This window comes from Gilvibacter sp. (assembly GCF_013214815.1).
GTDB lineage: Bacteria > Bacteroidota > Bacteroidia > Flavobacteriales > Flavobacteriaceae > Gilvibacter.
The window spans coordinates 39011-54498 of record NZ_JABSPU010000014.1; the positions used below are offsets into that span (position 1 = coordinate 39011).

General features: G+C 44.3%; 17 protein-coding genes. 11 read left to right on the forward strand and 6 right to left on the reverse strand.

What is annotated here, in order from left to right:
* Window position 1 precedes the first annotated feature (1 nt).
* From HRT75_RS04905 to HRT75_RS04930, 6 genes are read left to right on the forward strand one after another with little or no spacing between them, the layout of a single operon-like run.
* The gene (locus HRT75_RS04905) at window positions 2–1315 is read left to right on the forward strand and encodes an ABC transporter permease (protein WP_291183270.1); all 1314 of its coding nucleotides are present in this window, start codon (window positions 2–4) and stop codon (window positions 1313–1315) included.
* Window positions 1300–2238, forward strand: a complete 939-nt coding sequence (locus tag HRT75_RS04910; RefSeq protein ID WP_291183272.1) for a mechanosensitive ion channel domain-containing protein — start codon at window positions 1300–1302, stop codon at window positions 2236–2238. The genes HRT75_RS04905 and HRT75_RS04910 overlap by 16 nt, the downstream gene beginning before the upstream one ends.
* Window positions 2231–3118, forward strand: a complete 888-nt coding sequence (locus HRT75_RS04915; protein WP_291183273.1) for a DUF6268 family outer membrane beta-barrel protein — start codon at window positions 2231–2233, stop codon at window positions 3116–3118. Before HRT75_RS04910 ends, HRT75_RS04915 begins: the two co-directional genes overlap by 8 nt.
* A 1-nt stretch (window position 3119) precedes the next feature.
* Window positions 3120–4283: a sigma-54 dependent transcriptional regulator gene (locus HRT75_RS04920; RefSeq protein ID WP_291183275.1), complete on the forward strand. Its 1164-nt coding sequence runs from the start codon at window positions 3120–3122 to the stop codon at window positions 4281–4283.
* Between the two features lie 10 nt (window positions 4284–4293).
* Window positions 4294–5169 (forward strand): PPK2 family polyphosphate kinase, encoded by an 876-nt coding sequence (locus HRT75_RS04925; RefSeq protein ID WP_291183279.1) that lies wholly within the window; start codon window positions 4294–4296, stop codon window positions 5167–5169.
* Window positions 5170–5174: 5 nt separating this feature from the next.
* Window positions 5175–6560, forward strand: coding sequence for a M20/M25/M40 family metallo-hydrolase (locus HRT75_RS04930; RefSeq protein ID WP_291183281.1), 1386 nt, complete (start codon window positions 5175–5177; stop codon window positions 6558–6560).
* Between the two features lie 2 nt (window positions 6561–6562).
* On the opposite strand, the gene HRT75_RS04935 is transcribed toward HRT75_RS04930, so the two are convergent.
* Entirely contained in the window at window positions 6563–7174 is a 612-nt protein-coding gene (locus HRT75_RS04935; RefSeq protein ID WP_291183283.1) for a hypothetical protein, read from the reverse strand.
* Window positions 7175–7250: 76 nt separating this feature from the next.
* Window positions 7251–7703 (reverse strand): iron chaperone, encoded by a 453-nt coding sequence (locus HRT75_RS04940; RefSeq protein WP_291183285.1) that lies wholly within the window; start codon window positions 7701–7703, stop codon window positions 7251–7253.
* An 84-nt stretch (window positions 7704–7787) separates the two neighbouring features.
* On the opposite strand from HRT75_RS04940, the gene HRT75_RS04945 reads away from it, so the two are divergent.
* From HRT75_RS04945 to HRT75_RS04955, 3 genes are read left to right on the forward strand one after another with little or no spacing between them, the layout of a single operon-like run.
* Window positions 7788–9191, forward strand: a complete 1404-nt coding sequence (locus HRT75_RS04945) for an MATE family efflux transporter (RefSeq protein WP_291183287.1) — start codon at window positions 7788–7790, stop codon at window positions 9189–9191.
* Between the two features lie 25 nt (window positions 9192–9216).
* Window positions 9217–9450 carry a hypothetical protein gene (locus tag HRT75_RS04950; RefSeq protein WP_272833555.1) on the forward strand — a complete coding sequence of 78 codons (234 nt, stop codon included), beginning with the start codon at window positions 9217–9219 and terminating at the stop codon, window positions 9448–9450.
* Window positions 9443–10015, forward strand: a complete 573-nt coding sequence (locus tag HRT75_RS04955) for a phosphatase PAP2 family protein (RefSeq protein ID WP_291183289.1) — start codon at window positions 9443–9445, stop codon at window positions 10013–10015. The genes HRT75_RS04950 and HRT75_RS04955 overlap by 8 nt, the downstream gene beginning before the upstream one ends.
* Here the strand turns inward: HRT75_RS04955 and HRT75_RS04960 are convergent.
* The 3 genes from HRT75_RS04960 to HRT75_RS04970 are packed head-to-tail and all read right to left on the reverse strand — an operon-like array spanning window position 10002 to window position 12959.
* Window positions 10002–11594, reverse strand: a complete 1593-nt coding sequence (locus HRT75_RS04960; RefSeq protein ID WP_291183291.1) for a glycosyltransferase family 39 protein — start codon at window positions 11592–11594, stop codon at window positions 10002–10004. The two genes, HRT75_RS04955 and HRT75_RS04960, sit on opposite strands and share 14 nt — an antisense overlap.
* A 25-nt stretch (window positions 11595–11619) precedes the next feature.
* Entirely contained in the window at window positions 11620–12249 is a 630-nt protein-coding gene (locus tag HRT75_RS04965) for a lipid-A-disaccharide synthase N-terminal domain-containing protein (protein WP_291183293.1), read from the reverse strand.
* A complete protein-coding gene (locus HRT75_RS04970; protein WP_291183295.1) occupies window positions 12246–12959 on the reverse strand; it encodes a glycosyltransferase family 2 protein in 714 nt (237 codons plus the stop codon). The genes HRT75_RS04965 and HRT75_RS04970 overlap by 4 nt, the downstream gene beginning before the upstream one ends.
* 89 nt (window positions 12960–13048) lie before the next feature.
* Between HRT75_RS04970 and HRT75_RS04975 the strand changes: the two genes are divergently transcribed.
* Complete coding sequence (locus tag HRT75_RS04975) at window positions 13049–13996, forward strand: NAD(P)-dependent oxidoreductase (protein WP_291183297.1); 948 nt, start codon at window positions 13049–13051, stop codon at window positions 13994–13996.
* On the forward strand, window positions 13986–14657 hold the full coding sequence (locus tag HRT75_RS04980; protein WP_291183299.1) for a sulfotransferase family 2 domain-containing protein: 672 nt from the start codon (window positions 13986–13988) through the stop codon (window positions 14655–14657). Before HRT75_RS04975 ends, HRT75_RS04980 begins: the two co-directional genes overlap by 11 nt.
* A gap of 14 nt (window positions 14658–14671) precedes the next feature.
* Here the strand turns inward: HRT75_RS04980 and meaB are convergent.
* Window positions 14672–15488, reverse strand: an 817-nt coding sequence (gene meaB / locus HRT75_RS04985) for a methylmalonyl Co-A mutase-associated GTPase MeaB (RefSeq protein ID WP_291183301.1), incomplete at its 5' end; no start/stop codon positions are given.

Sequence of the window (15488 nt, forward strand, 5' to 3'; positions counted from 1 at the left end):
GATGAATCACCTTCCACTCATTATAAAACGCGAATATCTCAATAAGGTAAAGAACAAATCCTTTGTTGTAATGACCTTTGTTAGCCCACTGATCATGGTGGCGCTGATCTTTGTGGTGGCCTATTTGTCACAGCTCAATAACGAAAGCAGCAAGACCATTGCTGTCTTGGATGAAACAGGCTTGTTTATTGACAAATTTGAGAACACAGAGAATACTAAATACGAAATCCTCACCGGAGTCAGTTTGGATTCTGCCAAAGTAAAAGTGGAGCGCGCTGAACAGTACGGTCTGCTTTATATTCCTAAGGTAAATTCTATGGATCAGATGGCAGATCAAGTAACCTTCTATTCCGCGGATTCTCCTTCACTGTTGCTTATCAGCAAGATAGAAGACCGCATCGGTAGTTTGGCCACGGATTCACGTCTAGCAGAAGCCGGGATGGATGCCGAAAAGATCCGAGACCTTCGGGTACGGGTGCGTACCAACCTAGAAACCTTTAAAGGCGAGGAGACCTCTAAAATGGGCTCCGTTGTAAAACTGGCCTTTGGAGGAATAGCGGGATACTTACTGTTCATGTTCATCATTATTTATGGAAACATGATCATGCGCTCGGTGATTGAAGAAAAGACCAGCCGAATCATTGAAGTGATCATCTCTTCAGTTAAACCAATTCAGCTGCTGCTTGGAAAGATCTTTGGAACTTCCCTAGCTGGGATTACCCAGTTTGCCGTATGGGTAGTATTGCTCGGTGTGTTCCTTTCTGTAGGATCGGCTATGTTGGACATTGATCCGGCACAGGCGCAATCCGCCCAAACAGAAATGGTACAGCAAATGCAAGACAGTCCAGAAGCACAGAGCGAGATGGTTGGCTTGGTCAATGAAATCAATTCTTTGCCTTTGATGAACTTGGTGATCATGTTTATCCTGTTCTTCTTAGGAGGATATTTGATGTACGCATCGCTCTACGCGGCCATTGGAGCTGCAGTAGACAATGAAACAGATACTCAGCAGTTTATGCTGCCCATTCTCATGCCATTGATTCTGGCAGTTTATGTTGGGGTTTTCACCGTAATCGAAAATCCGCACGGTACAGTTTCTCAAGTATTTTCATTCATTCCTTTAACCTCTCCAGTGGTCATGCTGATGCGTATACCGTTTGGAGTCCCAATCTGGCAACAAATACTATCAGTAGTGATTTTATTTGCTACTTTTATAGGCACAGTTTGGGTGGCCGCCAAAATCTACCGCGTCGGTATCTTGATGTACGGAAAAAAGGCCAGCTACAAGGAATTGTTTAAATGGTTAAAATACTAGCGCTTATACAAGATGAAACCCTGGCCGAAGAGGCTACGGAGATCGGTAAAAGTTTGTGGGCCTCTATTCGAGATTTTCTCAATAGAGGCTTTCATTTTGGTGAAGGTGATAAACAGATTCACCTTACCATAGGACTTATTCTATCTTTGGTGGTGGCCATAATGATCTCAGGTTTTATGTTAAACCTGATCCGCAAATGGGTAACCCGTCGCATGGAAGAAGAAAATCGCTTGAAGTTTGTGAGCATTTTCAAATTCCTGAAGTATTTGATCTATATGCTGGTGATTCTGCTTACCATGAACGCTGCAGGGATCAATGTCACCGTATTATTGACTGCCTCAGCCGCTCTCTTTGTAGGGCTTGGATTGGCGCTGCAGGAACTGTTTCAAGATGTTATTGGCGGGATTTTCATCATAGTAGATAAATCACTTTTGGTGGGCGACATCATTGAGATCAACGGCAAAGTGGGGAAGGTCATAGAGATCAGACTCCGAACCACGCGTTGCATTACCAGAGATGATAAAGTCATCATCATTCCTAACCATAAGTTCATTAGCGATACCGTCTTTAATTATACCCAGAATCACAGGATGACTCGGGAGAGCGTTACCGTGGGAGTGGCTTATGGAAGTGATACCCGTTTGGTAGAAAAGCTCTTATTAGAATGTGTAGAATCAGAACCAGGCATCCTCAAGCGACCCGAACCACGCGTGTTGTTTCAAGACTTTGGTGATTCTGCTTTGGTCTTTAGCGTGTTCTTTTACGTGACCGATAGTTTTAAGGATCCACTGACCAAGAGTAATGTCCGTTTTAAAATCGACGAGGCCTTTAGAGCGAACGATATTAGCATTCCGTTCCCACAACGCGATTTGCACATCAGATCCATGGTTTCAACCAAAATTTCAGAGGAGGGCAATGCGTAAATTCTTGCTCTTGCTTGTGATACTTTCTGGCGGATGTTGTTTGGGACAATCCACCGATCTTATGCGTGTGGAATGGCTTCGTATTCCGCAAGTAGACAGTGACAATTCTTTGAGTCGATTTAGGACCTTTATCAATTTTCCGATCCCGCTTTCCTGGGAAGGCAGTTATCTGATCCCTGGTTTTGAATACCGACACATCACTCTGGATATTGATGATCCAGTGCCTTTTGATGCCAATGATGCCAAGACGTTTCAAATGTTCCGAGCTACTATTGCTTATACTTTTAAGTTTAAAAGTGGATGGCGTTTTGGGGCGAGAGCTGGGTTTGAACTGGCTTCCAACTTTGAAAGCGCTGATTTTCTCGGGCGGGATTTTAGATTCAGTGGTTCCGCTTATATGATTCGAGATCGATCTTCTGATGAGGTTGCAAAACCGAATCGTTGGGTCATAGGTTTGCAGTATTCTACCAACCAAGGACGTCCTTTTCCTTTACCGATCATCAACTATTACAGACAGTTTCACCCGCGTTGGTCGTATTCCCTCGGTACCCCAAAAACGAACATCAAACATATGTTCAATGCCAAGAACAGCCTGCAGGCTTATGCCTCTTTAGATGGGTTCTTTTCCAATATTCAGAACAATCGCGTGGTGACCAATCCAGACGGGAGTACTGCAATCGCAGATAATATTTCTATGACGCAAATCCTTGCAGGTCTGGGATATGAGTACAACTTTGCCAAGAATTTCTATTTCTACCTTTATGCGGCATACACTTTGTACAATGAATTACGATTGCGTGATGAAAACCGCAACAACGTATTTAACTTGAATGAAAACAATACCGGTTACTTCAGAACCGGTGTAAAATATAAGATTTGATATGGCTCAGATATTAATCATAGAAGATGAAGCGGCGATCCGCCGGGTATTGACCAAAATACTTACAGAAGAGAGTGCAGATTACAAAGTGACCGAGGCCGAAGACGGACTTTCCGGAATCGAATTGATCAAAAAAGAAGATTACGACTTGGTGCTTTGTGATATTAAAATGCCAAAAATGGACGGCGTTGAGGTTTTAGAAGCGGCCAAGAAGCTCAAACCAGAAACCCCTATTGTCATGATCTCTGGTCACGGTGATTTAGATACTGCCGTTAATACCATGCGTCTTGGAGCCTTTGATTATATCTCCAAGCCACCCGATCTGAATAGACTTTTAAATACGGTGCGTATCGCTTTAGACCGCAAAGAGTTGGTGGTGGAGAACACACGCCTTAAAAAGAAGGTGAGTAAGAATTACGAGATGATCGGGGAATCCGCTCCAATCACGCATATCAAAGAGATGATTGAAAAGGTAGCTCCAACAGAAGCTCGCGTGCTTATTACAGGTCCTAATGGTACGGGTAAAGAACTCGTTGCTCATTGGTTGCACCAAAAGAGTGATCGTTCTAAAGGACCCATGATCGAGGTAAACTGTGCTGCCATACCAAGTGAACTCATAGAAAGTGAACTTTTTGGTCATGTTAAAGGTGCTTTTACGTCTGCCAATAAGGATCGCGCCGGAAAGTTTGAAGCTGCCAATGGCGGAACCATCTTTTTGGATGAGGTAGGGGATATGAGCTTGTCTGCTCAGGCCAAAGTGCTTCGCGCCTTGCAAGAGAATAAGATCCAACGTGTGGGGAATGACAAGGATATCAAGGTTGATGTTCGAGTGATTGCCGCGACAAACAAAGACCTTAAAAAAGAGATCGCAGAGGGTAATTTTAGAGAAGACCTCTATCACCGATTGGCAGTGATCTTGATCAAAGTTCCTGCTCTCAACGATCGCAGAGAAGACATTCCCTTGCTTTTGGATTATTTCACCAAGAAGATCTCCGAAGAACAAGGAACCGCGCAGAAAAAGTTCCAGGACAAGGCTGTAAAGCTGCTCAAAGAGTACGATTGGACCGGAAACATTCGCGAATTGCGCAATGTAGTGGAACGATTGATTATCTTAGGAGGAGAATCTATTAGCGAAGAAGACGTGCGCTTGTTCGCCAGTAACTAATACCATCAGCATGAATATTGACAGCAGTAAATACCGTGTAGCCGGACAAACGGATCTCAAAAAGCACGATACCTATGAAGACTTTGGTCTAGACAAAGAAACTTTAGAAGATGTTTTAGAGCGTGTCCGCGCCCGACTGGGCAAACTGCAGGATACCATGTATGCTCATGATAAGTACGCTGTGCTTATTTGTCTTCAAGGGATGGATACTGCCGGAAAAGACAGTTTGATTAGAGAGGTGTTTAAGGACTTCAATTCGCGCGGAGTAGAGGTGCACAGCTTTAAGGTGCCTACAGACTTAGAATTGGATCACGATTACCTCTGGAGGCATTATATTGCCTTGCCACGTCGTGGAATCTTCGGAATTCACAACCGTACGCATTACGAGAATGTCTTGGTGACGCGCGTGCATCCAGAATACACTCTCAACGAGCGTTTGCCTAAACTCAAAAGTGTGGATCAGATAGACGATGCATTCTGGGATAAGCGTTTTGAACAGATCAATAACTTTGAAAAACACCTTGCAGAAAACGGTACACTCATCTTTAAGTTCTATTTGAACCTCTCTAAGGACGAGCAAAAGCACCGCCTACTGCGCCGATTGAATAAAAAAGAAAAGAATTGGAAGTTCTCGTCTGGCGATCTCAAGGAACGCAAACTTTGGGATCAGTACATGGAGTGCTACCAAGATGCCATCAACAGAACTTCTAAGGATCACGCTCCTTGGTATGTGATACCAGCAGATAATAAGAGAGCAGCTCGAGTGATCGTTGCTAGCATATTATTGGAAGCGATGGAGACCTACAACAACATCCAGGAGCCAGAATTGGATCCGGAGACTCAAGCCAAACTCAAGCAGTACATCCAAGAACTCAACAACGAATAACCACTATGAAATTCCAAGCACGTTTACTGAGCCTTTGCCTGTTACTCACTGCAGTATCCTTTGGGCAAACGCAGACTTCAGATTCCTTAATGCTGCGTAACATCTATGATCTGGCTTTACTCAACGGTCAGAGCTATTCGTGGTTGGAACACATCTCTAATGAGATCGGCGGACGTTTATCAGGATCTCCAGAGGCTGAGCAGGCCGTAAAATATACCGAACAAGAGCTCAGAAAGTTAGGCTTGGATTCCGTTTGGTTGCAACCAGTAATGGTTCCTAAATGGGTCAGAGGAGAAAAAGAGACGGCTTATTTTGAAACGGCAGGTTCTAAAACAGACCTGCAGATTTGTGCCTTAGGCGGATCTGTAGCTACTGCAGTCTCAGGACTCAAAGCTGAGGTTGTTGAAGTGCAATCCCTTGACGCTTTAGCAGCGCTGGGAAAAGAAGTGATTGAAGGTAAGATCGTATTTTATAATAGACCCATGCAGGCGGAGCTCATCAACACATTTGCTGCTTACGGAGGCTGTGTAGATCAGCGCTATGCTGGCGCCATGGAAGCTGCCAAATACGGAGCAGTAGGTGTTATCGTCCGTTCTATGAATTTGCGTTTGGATGATTATCCGCATACAGGTTCCATGTCTTATGGTGACCTCAGTCCTGACCAGCGCATTCCTGCTGCTGCTGTGAGTACTTTGGGTGCAGAGGCCTTGAGTGCAGCGCTTCAAAATGATGCGGATTTAAAACTCACCATCAAACAGAGTTGCGAGACCTTCCCTGATGTACAGTCCTATAATGTGATCGGACAAATCACGGGCACAGAAAGGCCGAACGAGTTTTTTGTGGTTGGTGGACACCTAGATTCTTGGGATACCGGAGACGGCTCTCATGATGATGGAGCTGGTTGTGTACAATCCATGGAAGTGCTGCGATTGTTGCAAAAGGCCAATTATAAGCCCAAACACAGCCTGCGCGTAGTGTTGTTTATGAATGAAGAGAATGGTTTGCGGGGAGGCAGAGCCTATGCAGAAGCTGCAACAAAGAACAAGGAAACTCATGTTTTTGCGCTTGAAAGTGATGCCGGTGGATTCTCGCCACGCGGATTCTCTTTTGATACCGATCAAGCCAATTATGAGCAAGTCTTGTCTTGGAATACCTTGTTTGAACCTTACTTAGTGCACTCATTCACCCGAGGGGGAAGCGGAGCCGACATTGGCCCATTGAAGGATGATGGTATTGTACTCTGCGGACTAAGACCGGACTCTCAGCGTTACTTTGACTACCATCACGCACCTAACGACACCTTTGATGCCATTAACAAAAGGGAATTGGAACTCGGGGCAGCCGCTATGGCCTCCCTAGTATACCTGTTTGATAAGTACGGAATTAAATAAGCTTATTCGCGCCACTTGATCCAAAGAATGATCGATGGATTACTAACGTCTCCATCACCATCATTTCTTGCTCGCATGGTTAAGGTGTCACCCTCGGAGAAATCTATGTTCAATGTATCGTCATAGAGTTCGTTGTCAGATAGACTCAAATCTGTTACGCTTACATCAGAACCGTCATTACGCACGCGCAATTCAAACCTCTTTGTTGCACTACCTCCGGAAGAAGTAGCGGAAACTCCGATAATAGTTCCATTTTTGAGCATGGGCGCACCGGAATTTTGGTTGGTAATACGTCCACCAAAATAAAGGTTGCTGTTATTTACATTTCCATTTCTCGCAAACGTAATCGGAATGGTAGTTACGCTAAACCAATGACTCCTGGTTGGTTCAAAGAAGTAAAGCTCGTTGTTGATCACGGCAATCTGTCCTCCGCTTAGGTTGTGCGTAGGTGCCGTAGTAGTGTTGGTCAGTTCAAGGGGAGCGATTCCGCTCGACCCTGCATCAATAGTCAATTGGGCAGTCGGTGTAGTGGTACCGATACCCACTTGGGCTTTGGCGTGTTGTACTCCAAAAAAGAGTACCGCAACACAAGCCAGAATTTGCGGTTTTTTCATGGTTATACTGGGGGGTATAAGTAGTTTTTAAAATCTGGATTGCAAGTATGTTGGTACGAATATAAGGAATTTCTTACTACTTGATCACTGATTCATAGACATTTATCCATTTTTGGGGGTCCATCTGCTTACACAACTCCCCAATTAGGTCATAAGGAATAACCTCTGGTTTTTTAAATCGGATGCAGCTTTTGCCCATGTCTAGCTTGGTTTTTACGTGTTTTGGATATTCCTCTTGGAACCATGCTAAGAGCTCAGGATTGGCGTAGATGCCCATATGATATAGGGCGATAAAGTTTTTTTGAGAAGCAATGCTCATGAAAGGAAGCGGGAGCTTTGGGTCGCAATGGTAGCCCGCCGGATATAAACTGTGTGGAACTACATAACCTACCATCCCGTAACTCATCCCCACTTGGAAACCTTCAGGCAGATTATCCACAATGGTTTGATGCAACTTTTTCATATGCGGTTGGCGCTCTTCAGGAATGGCTTGGAAATATTCTTCTACGGTATTGGCATTTACTTTCATGCTGCTTGTCTTTGTTTAAAGATATTAAATTTTAATTTTGATAGACCGTTGTAGCAGGTCAATACTGCAAGCCAACCATCCCTAATGAATCTAAAGCAATACACCAAAGAATTTAAATACAATTGGACCTTAGCAGCCCCGGTGATCTTAGGAATGCTCGGCCATACTTTTGTCAGTTTTGTGGACAATATCATGGTGGGGCAGTTAGGTACTGCAGAACTCGCAGCAGTTTCTTTGGGAAACAGCTTTATGTTCATTGCTATGTCTTTGGGTATTGGTTTTTCTACGGCCATAACGCCTTTGGTGGCCGCTGCTGATGCAGAAGGCAATTTCAGTGCTGGGAACGCGGCCTTTAAACACGGTTTGTTCCTCTGTGCCGTATTGGGTATTACGCTCTTTTTAGGGGTTTATTTGTCTAAACCCATGCTGTATTTCATGGACCAACCGGAAGAGGTTGTGATTTTGGCTGAACCCTATTTGGATCTGGTGGCTTTTTCTTTGATCCCTTTGATCATTTTTCAGGCCTTTAAGCAGTGTAGCGATGGATTGTCTATGACGCGAGCACCTATGTATGCTACGCTTTTGGCCAATGTGATCAACATCATTTTAAACTACCTTTTGATCTTTGGCAAGTTTGGATTTCCACAAATGGGAATCGTTGGAGCGGCCATTGGAACACTCGCATCGCGATTGATCATGGTGGGGTATTTGTGGCTTTTGATGAAGCGCAATCTCAAATCAAGGGATTATGTGTTGAAGATCAAACTCTTTGTTTTAGAAAGTACCATGATCAAACGTATTTTAAATCTCGGATTTCCCTCTGCCTTGCAAATGTTCTTTGAGGTGGCCATATTTACGGCTGCCATTTGGATGTCTGGGATCTTAGGAAAGAATCCTCAGGCAGCAAATCAAATTGCATTGAATTTATCCTCCATGACCTTTATGGTGGCTATGGGACTCAGTGTAGCAGCGATGATTCGAGTGGGGAATCAACAGGGATTACAGCGCTACCGTGAACTGCGTAGAATTGCCAATTCTATCTTTTTGCTAGCGATCATTTTAGCTTGTGGATTTGCGATTCTCTTTTTTAGTTTGCATCAAATTCTACCTAAACTTTATGTCGATTTTGACGATGCTCAAAACTTTGCGGACAACTTTGAAGTGGTTCAAATAGCAGCAAGATTGTTGTTGGTCGCGGCCGTATTCCAGATCTCTGACGGAGTGCAAGTGGTAGTGCTTGGCGCCTTAAGAGGGATGCAAGATGTAAAGATTCCCACGCTGATCACTTTTATTGCTTATTGGGTAGTTGGTTTTCCCATCTCTTATTATTTAGGGTTGCACACCGCCTACAAAAGCGCCGGAATTTGGATTGGATTACTTGCTGGACTTACGGTGAGTGGGGTGCTTTTATACCTGCGATTCAACCAGCTGAGCAAGCGCCTGATAGTTCAAAAAGAGCTGCAAACGTCGGACTCTGCAGATAATTAGTATTTTTGCCCATAATTCAACCGTCATGGAACTTCCAAAATTCTTACTAGGAGACAATACCGATCATCCGGATAATATTTTTGTGATTCACACAGAATTCCCACGTTTTGTTATTGATCTGAGCAAAGACGAGATCGAATGGCTGGAAGAATTTGATCAGCACGACCAAAAAGAAGTAGAGACAGAGACTCAAAATATGATCGCTGCAGCTACGGAATTTTACGATCGTGAGATCGCCCGATACGAGCAGAATGATTGATCAATTACTCCAATATGACAGTGAGCTGTTCATTTACCTGAACAGTTTGGGATCTACTACCTGGGACAATTTGTGGCTGGTGATCACCAATAAGTTCGCCTCCATTCCTATCTATGCCATACTGTTGTATTTGGTGTATAAGAACTTCGGATGGAAGTTTACCGCTGTAGTAGTTGTCACCACAGCTTTAATGATCACCTTTACCGATCAACTTACCAACTTAGCCAAAGACTTTTTTGAGCGCCCTAGGCCTTGCCAGGAAGCCAGTTTGGAAGGTGTCATTCGTTATGTGGCCCCGCGTTGTGGGAAGTTCAGTTTCTTTTCTGGACATGCTACCAGCACCATGGCAGGCGCTGTGTTCATTAGTCTGATTTTGCGCAGTCGTTATAAGTACTTACCGTTTTTAATGCTGTTTTGGGCCTTTTTGGTCAGCTACAGCCGCGTTTATGTAGGCGTGCATTATCCGTTGGATATCTTTACTGGAATGATCGTAGGAGCGCTGGCAGGATTGAGTTTCTACAAACTAGAGCGCTATTTGCAAAAGCGTTTTGCTACTTCCGCTTAGAGACTTTAAAGAGCATTCGCGCTAAACGGGTCTTGTACCCGCTTTCTCCTTTGGCCTGTGGATTCATATCGTAAAATCCAGCGGGAGCGTAATTGAAGTCTTTAAAATCCTCTAGAAACTCTTCCAAGTGATCTTCGGCCACCAAAACTCCAAAGGCATCTTGATCAGGCCAAAAGAATTCCCCTTGATTTTTGATCACCGGAATAATCCCTTGGTAGTCCCAGATCAGCTCCGGAGTAAAAAAGTCGTACTCAAAAACAGGAAGATCTTCTTGCTCTTCCCACTGATGCAGTGCGGACAAGGCTTGGTATTTTGGATTGTAACTCAAGGTCTCTGCCAAAGGCAATCCGAAGCAAATAACGGCCATAACTAAGACTACAGAAAAAACTAAGGCCTTTTGAATCTGCTTTTTGATCAGGCTGCGCCAAATAAAAAAGCTGATCACCACTAAGCTCAAACTGAGCAGTACAAACCAAACCCAATAACCCTCCAAGTGATCTTGGAGCAGATAGTATCCGCCTAAAGGAAATAAAACACCAACCGTACCTAAAATACCAAAGTGCAGATAAGGGCCTACTTTTTCTTTCCAATCAGTCAATTCCTTGAATTGTTCAATGAGGTATTCCAAATAGAAAGAGGTATTCCACGCCATTGGGATCAATACAGGCAGTAAATAGCGTGACTTCTTTTCTGGGATGATAGATAATAGCACCACGCTCAACAGCGTCCAAAGCAAACTGAATAAATACCCTTTAGGATCACTGACGCGCTTTTTTAAATAGGGATACAACAAGGCGACAAATGCAGGCAGGGTCCACAAGCCACTTTGGGTAAAGAAGCTCCAATAATAATAAAACGGGCGTACGTTATAACTGGTCCAATTGTTGGCTTCGCGTTCTGTTATGGCACGGAGTGTCTCGCCGTCGTAGGTGTAGGTGTACCAGAACCACCAGCCAGAACCAAGTACCGCCACAACAAGCATGAGTAGCAATGGCAGTACAAGCCCTTTGTGCCAGCGGTATTTATAAACAATGCCGTAGGCGATTAGGAAGGGGAGCAAAAGTGCGTACAAGGATACCGGCCCTTTACTCATCCATGATGCTGCCAAAGACAGTCCAGCAATTAAGCCGTAAAGCGCTAAGTTCTTTGTTTGACTAAATAGTTTGTGAATGCCAAATATGGCCACCATCATAAAGGCGTGCGTAAAAATGTCCCATTGCCCGTTACGACCGGCAAAAATGATATAGAAAGAGGTGACCAGCACCAAGGCTCCCCAAAAATTCTGTCTGCGATTGTTGAGTAGTTCACTGTGGAGTTTAAAACCAAAGACCATCAACAAAACGGCACTTAGTACAGCCGGTAATCTCAAGGCCCAAACCTTTAAGCCCAAAGCGGCCCCCGAGAAGGCCGTAAGCCAAGTGGGTAGGGGTGGTTTCTGATAGCGAGGCTCTCCGTTTATGGTGGTCAAAAGCCAATTGTCGTCCACCAACATCTCTCGCGCAGTAATGAAATTTCGCGCTTCCATGATGTTTACGGCCAGCTCTCCAAGATGTATCAGAAACAAAGGGATACAACTCAAAAGCAGTAGGGTAAGGGGTCTGTCTTTAAGCCACTGCAGCTTGCTTTTTTAAAATGATGATGTTGCGCAAATAAACCAGTAAACCCGCTCCGTGCCCGAACAGTAAGACCGGATCTTTTCTAAACACGGCATAAAGCAAGATCAAGGAAGCTCCGGTCACACTGAGTACCCAAAAACCCATAGGCAGTTGCGATTCTTTTTTCTTTTCTGAGTACAACCATTGATAGACAAAACGCAGGGTAAAAAGCACTTGAGATACAATACCTAACCACAACAACCATTGCGGAATGGCTTCATTGTTTAACAAGAGGTCAATATCGTATTTTCCGTTGTTATAGGCATAGGCGACAATTCCTATGGGAAAAGCGATCAAAAAATTCCTGAAGGCCCAATGCGCCTTTTGCCAGTGGCCCTGAAGATGTAGATTTCTGATGTAAATAAAGTAGGTCAAAGACTGTCCCAACATAATGGCAAAGTCTTCCCTAAGGTAGCCGTATACAAATAAGAGAAAGCTCGCTAACAGGCTGATCTTCCAAAACAGCGCTGGGGTCATGACCTTTTTGTTCTTCTCAGAGAGGAACCACTGCAACAACAGTCGCGCTGAAAACAAGATCTGGGCTACAAAGCCTATGGTATAGATCAGCCAGGCGCTCATCCTTTAGAGGCAATGCGGTAGTTGATGTACTTTTTCTTCATCCACAAATAGGCAAAACAATCCATTAGCGGACCCAAAAGGCGGTTCCATAAACCGTATTTGGCCGTTCCTGCAATTCTTGGGAAATGCTGTACTGGAATCTGTTTGATCCGGCCTTCCTGTAGCAGGATCATTGCCGGTAAAAAGCGGTGCAGACCTTTGAACATAGGGATGCGTTTTGCATAGTCCGTTTTGATGATCTTTAAGGGGCAACCGGTATCATCCATGCCGTCCTTGGTAAAGGCTCTGCGAATACCGTTGGCGATCCTTGAAGACATGCGTTTTACAAATTTGTCCTTGCGATTCGCTCTTACACCAGTGACCAGTTCGTGGTCATCGATATGATCAAACAGAAGATTAAAGTCTGCTGGAGCTGTTTGCAGATCCGAATCGATATAACCCACCAAAGGAGTTTCCGTATGATCAAAGCCTGCTTTAATCGCAGCACTGAGGCCTCTGTTCTCTGCAAAATTGATATAACTAAATGCCTCGTTTCTCGAGCAGATATCCTCGATCATTTGTTGCGAACTGTCCTTGGAACCATCGTTAACGAATAAAGCGCGAGTGGGCCTTTTAGCCACTTTAAAGAAGGCGGTCATTTCTGCCTCTACTCGAGCCAAATTGTCTTCTTCATTATACACAGGGATTACGACAGTAAGGGCGTAAGACATTTTTGTTAGTTTGCTACAAAAGTATTCTTTTTTAAAGAATTGAAATTGGTTTGGCAGCGGTCTGTTTATTCTTGTTATTTTTGGGTCGAATGAAAGTATTAGTCACCGGTGCTGCCGGATTTATAGGATCCCATACTGCGGAGCGTCTCCAGGCTTTAGGCCATGAGGTGGTTGCCGTAGATAATTTCTCACCTTATTACGATGTGAGACTCAAGGAGCGCAATGCCAAGGAGCTCGCTGAAAAGGGAATTACGGTACACTCGGTTGATTTGAGAGATGGAAATTTAGAGACTATATTGCCTACAGATATTGAGTATATCTTTCATTTTGCGGCGCAGCCAGGAATCTCTCAAAAAAGTACTTTTGACGACTACCTGACCAATAATATCATTGCAACCCAGCGGGTACTGCAATTTACCCAGCACTGTCCAGACTTTAAATTCTTTGTCAATATTGCGACTTCTTCCATTTATGGATTGGTGGCGACCTATCCAGAAGGTGAAGCACCAAAACCAGCTTCATATTACGGAGTGACCAAATTGGCTGCAGAGCAGTTGGTGTTGGCTTATGAGCGCGATGGTCTACTACAAAGCTGTTCCCTAAGATTATATTCAGTATACGGGCCCAGAGAGCGCCCCGATAAACTGTATACCAAATTGATCCTCTGCGGATTGGAGGGCACTGCTTTTCCTTTATTTGAAGGCAGCCAGCAGCATTTACGCAGTTTTACCTACGTAGATGACATTGTAGACGGTATCGTGGCTGTGATAGGCAGAGAGACATCTTGCAGTGGAGAAGTGATCAATCTTGGAACAGAGACGGAGAGCACCACCGCAGAAGGTATCGCGACTGTTGAAGAACTCTTAGGCATGCGTATCCCCATGGATATGCGTCCGGCACGTCCTGGAGATCAATCCCGTACCAAGGCTAACATTGAAAAGGCAAAGCTCCTTCTGAATTACAACCCGCAGACCACCCTAAAAGCTGGTTTGGAAAAGCAAGTGGCTTGGGTTAAAAAAATCTCTGGTGGTATCTAAAGAGCTAAAATTCATCTTCATCCACAACTTTAAAACTGGGGGAACGAGTATTTCTCAGAAACTAGGTCTATTCAACGAATTGGAGAACGACGTGCAAGACCATCGGTCCTTGTCAGAGATTCAAAGACTCACCCAGCGCAATTACTTTTTAAAACTGGGGCTTTACAGTCTTAAACGCGGTAAACCCGGTCGGTTTGTGCATTATATGGGCCAATCAATTGCTCCGGAATTGACCGCTACTGAGTTCAACAGCTTTTATAAGTTCACTTTTGTGAGAAACACCTGGGCGCAGGTGTTTTCTTGGTATCGAAACATTATGCGTGACTCGCGGATGCGCGCCAAGTATGGCATTACAGATAGTGAATTGTCTTTTGAACGCTTTTTGGAACATCATATGAATCATCAAAAGTTCTCCCAATACAATCACATCATTGACCTGAGCGGGAAGGTAAATATGGATTTCATTGGCCGCTTTGAAAACCTACAAGCTGATTTTGATATTGTTGGTCAGCGCTTGGGAATTGAAGATACGGAGCTACCCAAATTACTAGTAAAAAATCACGACTCCTACGTGCAACATTACAGTGAATCTGCCAAGGATTTTGTCTACAAGCACTACCGAGAAGAAATTGATTATTTCGGTTTTGAATTTGGGGCCTAAACTATAGGATTCCTTTACTGGAGTTTATTCAGAACAGCGAAGGCGGCTTCAAAAGGTGTTGTCTTTTGTGCATCCAAAAGCGCTTTTTGTGCTTTGATCTCATTAATGATCTCCGGTCTGTTGTAGAAATCATCGAGTACGGTATTACTAATGGTCTCTTTAAACCAATAGTGCTCCTGCTGTTGTCTGTTATGCTCAAAAGCACCACTATCTTGAGTTTGTTGGGTAAAGCCTTGGATCAATTCATAGATGGCATCTATTCCCTTGTTTTCAATAGCGCTGCAGGTAAGCGTTTTGGGTGTCCAGCCGTTCTCTTTTTCCGGGTAGAGGTGTAAAGCCCGATTGAATTCTGCTTTTGCCAAGCGCGCGGCCTTTTCATTTTCTCCATCAGCTTTATTGATCACAATAGCATCTGCCATTTCAATGATTCCGCGTTTGATGCCTTGAAGTTCGTCTCCGGCTCCGGCCAATTTCAGCAGTAAAAAGAAATCGGTCATGGAATGCACAGCAGTCTCGCTTTGCCCTACGCCGACGGTTTCTATAAGAATCACATCATAACCGGCGGCTTCGCACAGCACTATAGCTTCCCGAGTTTTACGGGCCACTCCACCTAAAGAATCTCCAGAAGCAGAAGGTCTAATAAAGGCGTTTTCTGCTTTTACCAAGGATTCCATTCGGGGTTTATCTCCCAAAATACTTCCACGACTAATGCTACTAGAAGGATCAACCGCCAAGACGGCAACCTTGTGACCTTGGGCGAGCAACAATTGTCCAAACTGTTCAATAAAGGTACTCTTACCCACGCCCGGAACTCCTGTGATGCCTATTCGA

Coding starts and splice junctions, on each gene's coding strand:
- HRT75_RS04905 (WP_291183270.1), top strand. CDS start 2: ATGAATCACCTTCCACTCATTATAAAACGCGAATATCTCAATAAGGTA.
- HRT75_RS04910 (WP_291183272.1), top strand. CDS start 1,300: ATGGTTAAAATACTAGCGCTTATACAAGATGAAACCCTGGCCGAAGAG.
- HRT75_RS04915 (WP_291183273.1), top strand. CDS start 2,231: ATGCGTAAATTCTTGCTCTTGCTTGTGATACTTTCTGGCGGATGTTGT.
- HRT75_RS04920 (WP_291183275.1), top strand. CDS start 3,120: ATGGCTCAGATATTAATCATAGAAGATGAAGCGGCGATCCGCCGGGTA.
- HRT75_RS04925 (WP_291183279.1), top strand. CDS start 4,294: ATGAATATTGACAGCAGTAAATACCGTGTAGCCGGACAAACGGATCTC.
- HRT75_RS04930 (WP_291183281.1), top strand. CDS start 5,175: ATGAAATTCCAAGCACGTTTACTGAGCCTTTGCCTGTTACTCACTGCA.
- HRT75_RS04935 (WP_291183283.1), bottom strand. CDS start 7,174: ATGAAAAAACCGCAAATTCTGGCTTGTGTTGCGGTACTCTTTTTTGGA.
- HRT75_RS04940 (WP_291183285.1), bottom strand. CDS start 7,703: ATGAAAGTAAATGCCAATACCGTAGAAGAATATTTCCAAGCCATTCCT.
- HRT75_RS04945 (WP_291183287.1), top strand. CDS start 7,788: ATGAATCTAAAGCAATACACCAAAGAATTTAAATACAATTGGACCTTA.
- HRT75_RS04950 (WP_272833555.1), top strand. CDS start 9,217: ATGGAACTTCCAAAATTCTTACTAGGAGACAATACCGATCATCCGGAT.
- HRT75_RS04955 (WP_291183289.1), top strand. CDS start 9,443: ATGATTGATCAATTACTCCAATATGACAGTGAGCTGTTCATTTACCTG.
- HRT75_RS04965 (WP_291183293.1), bottom strand. CDS start 12,249: ATGAGCGCCTGGCTGATCTATACCATAGGCTTTGTAGCCCAGATCTTG.
- HRT75_RS04970 (WP_291183295.1), bottom strand. CDS start 12,959: ATGTCTTACGCCCTTACTGTCGTAATCCCTGTGTATAATGAAGAAGAC.
- HRT75_RS04975 (WP_291183297.1), top strand. CDS start 13,049: ATGAAAGTATTAGTCACCGGTGCTGCCGGATTTATAGGATCCCATACT.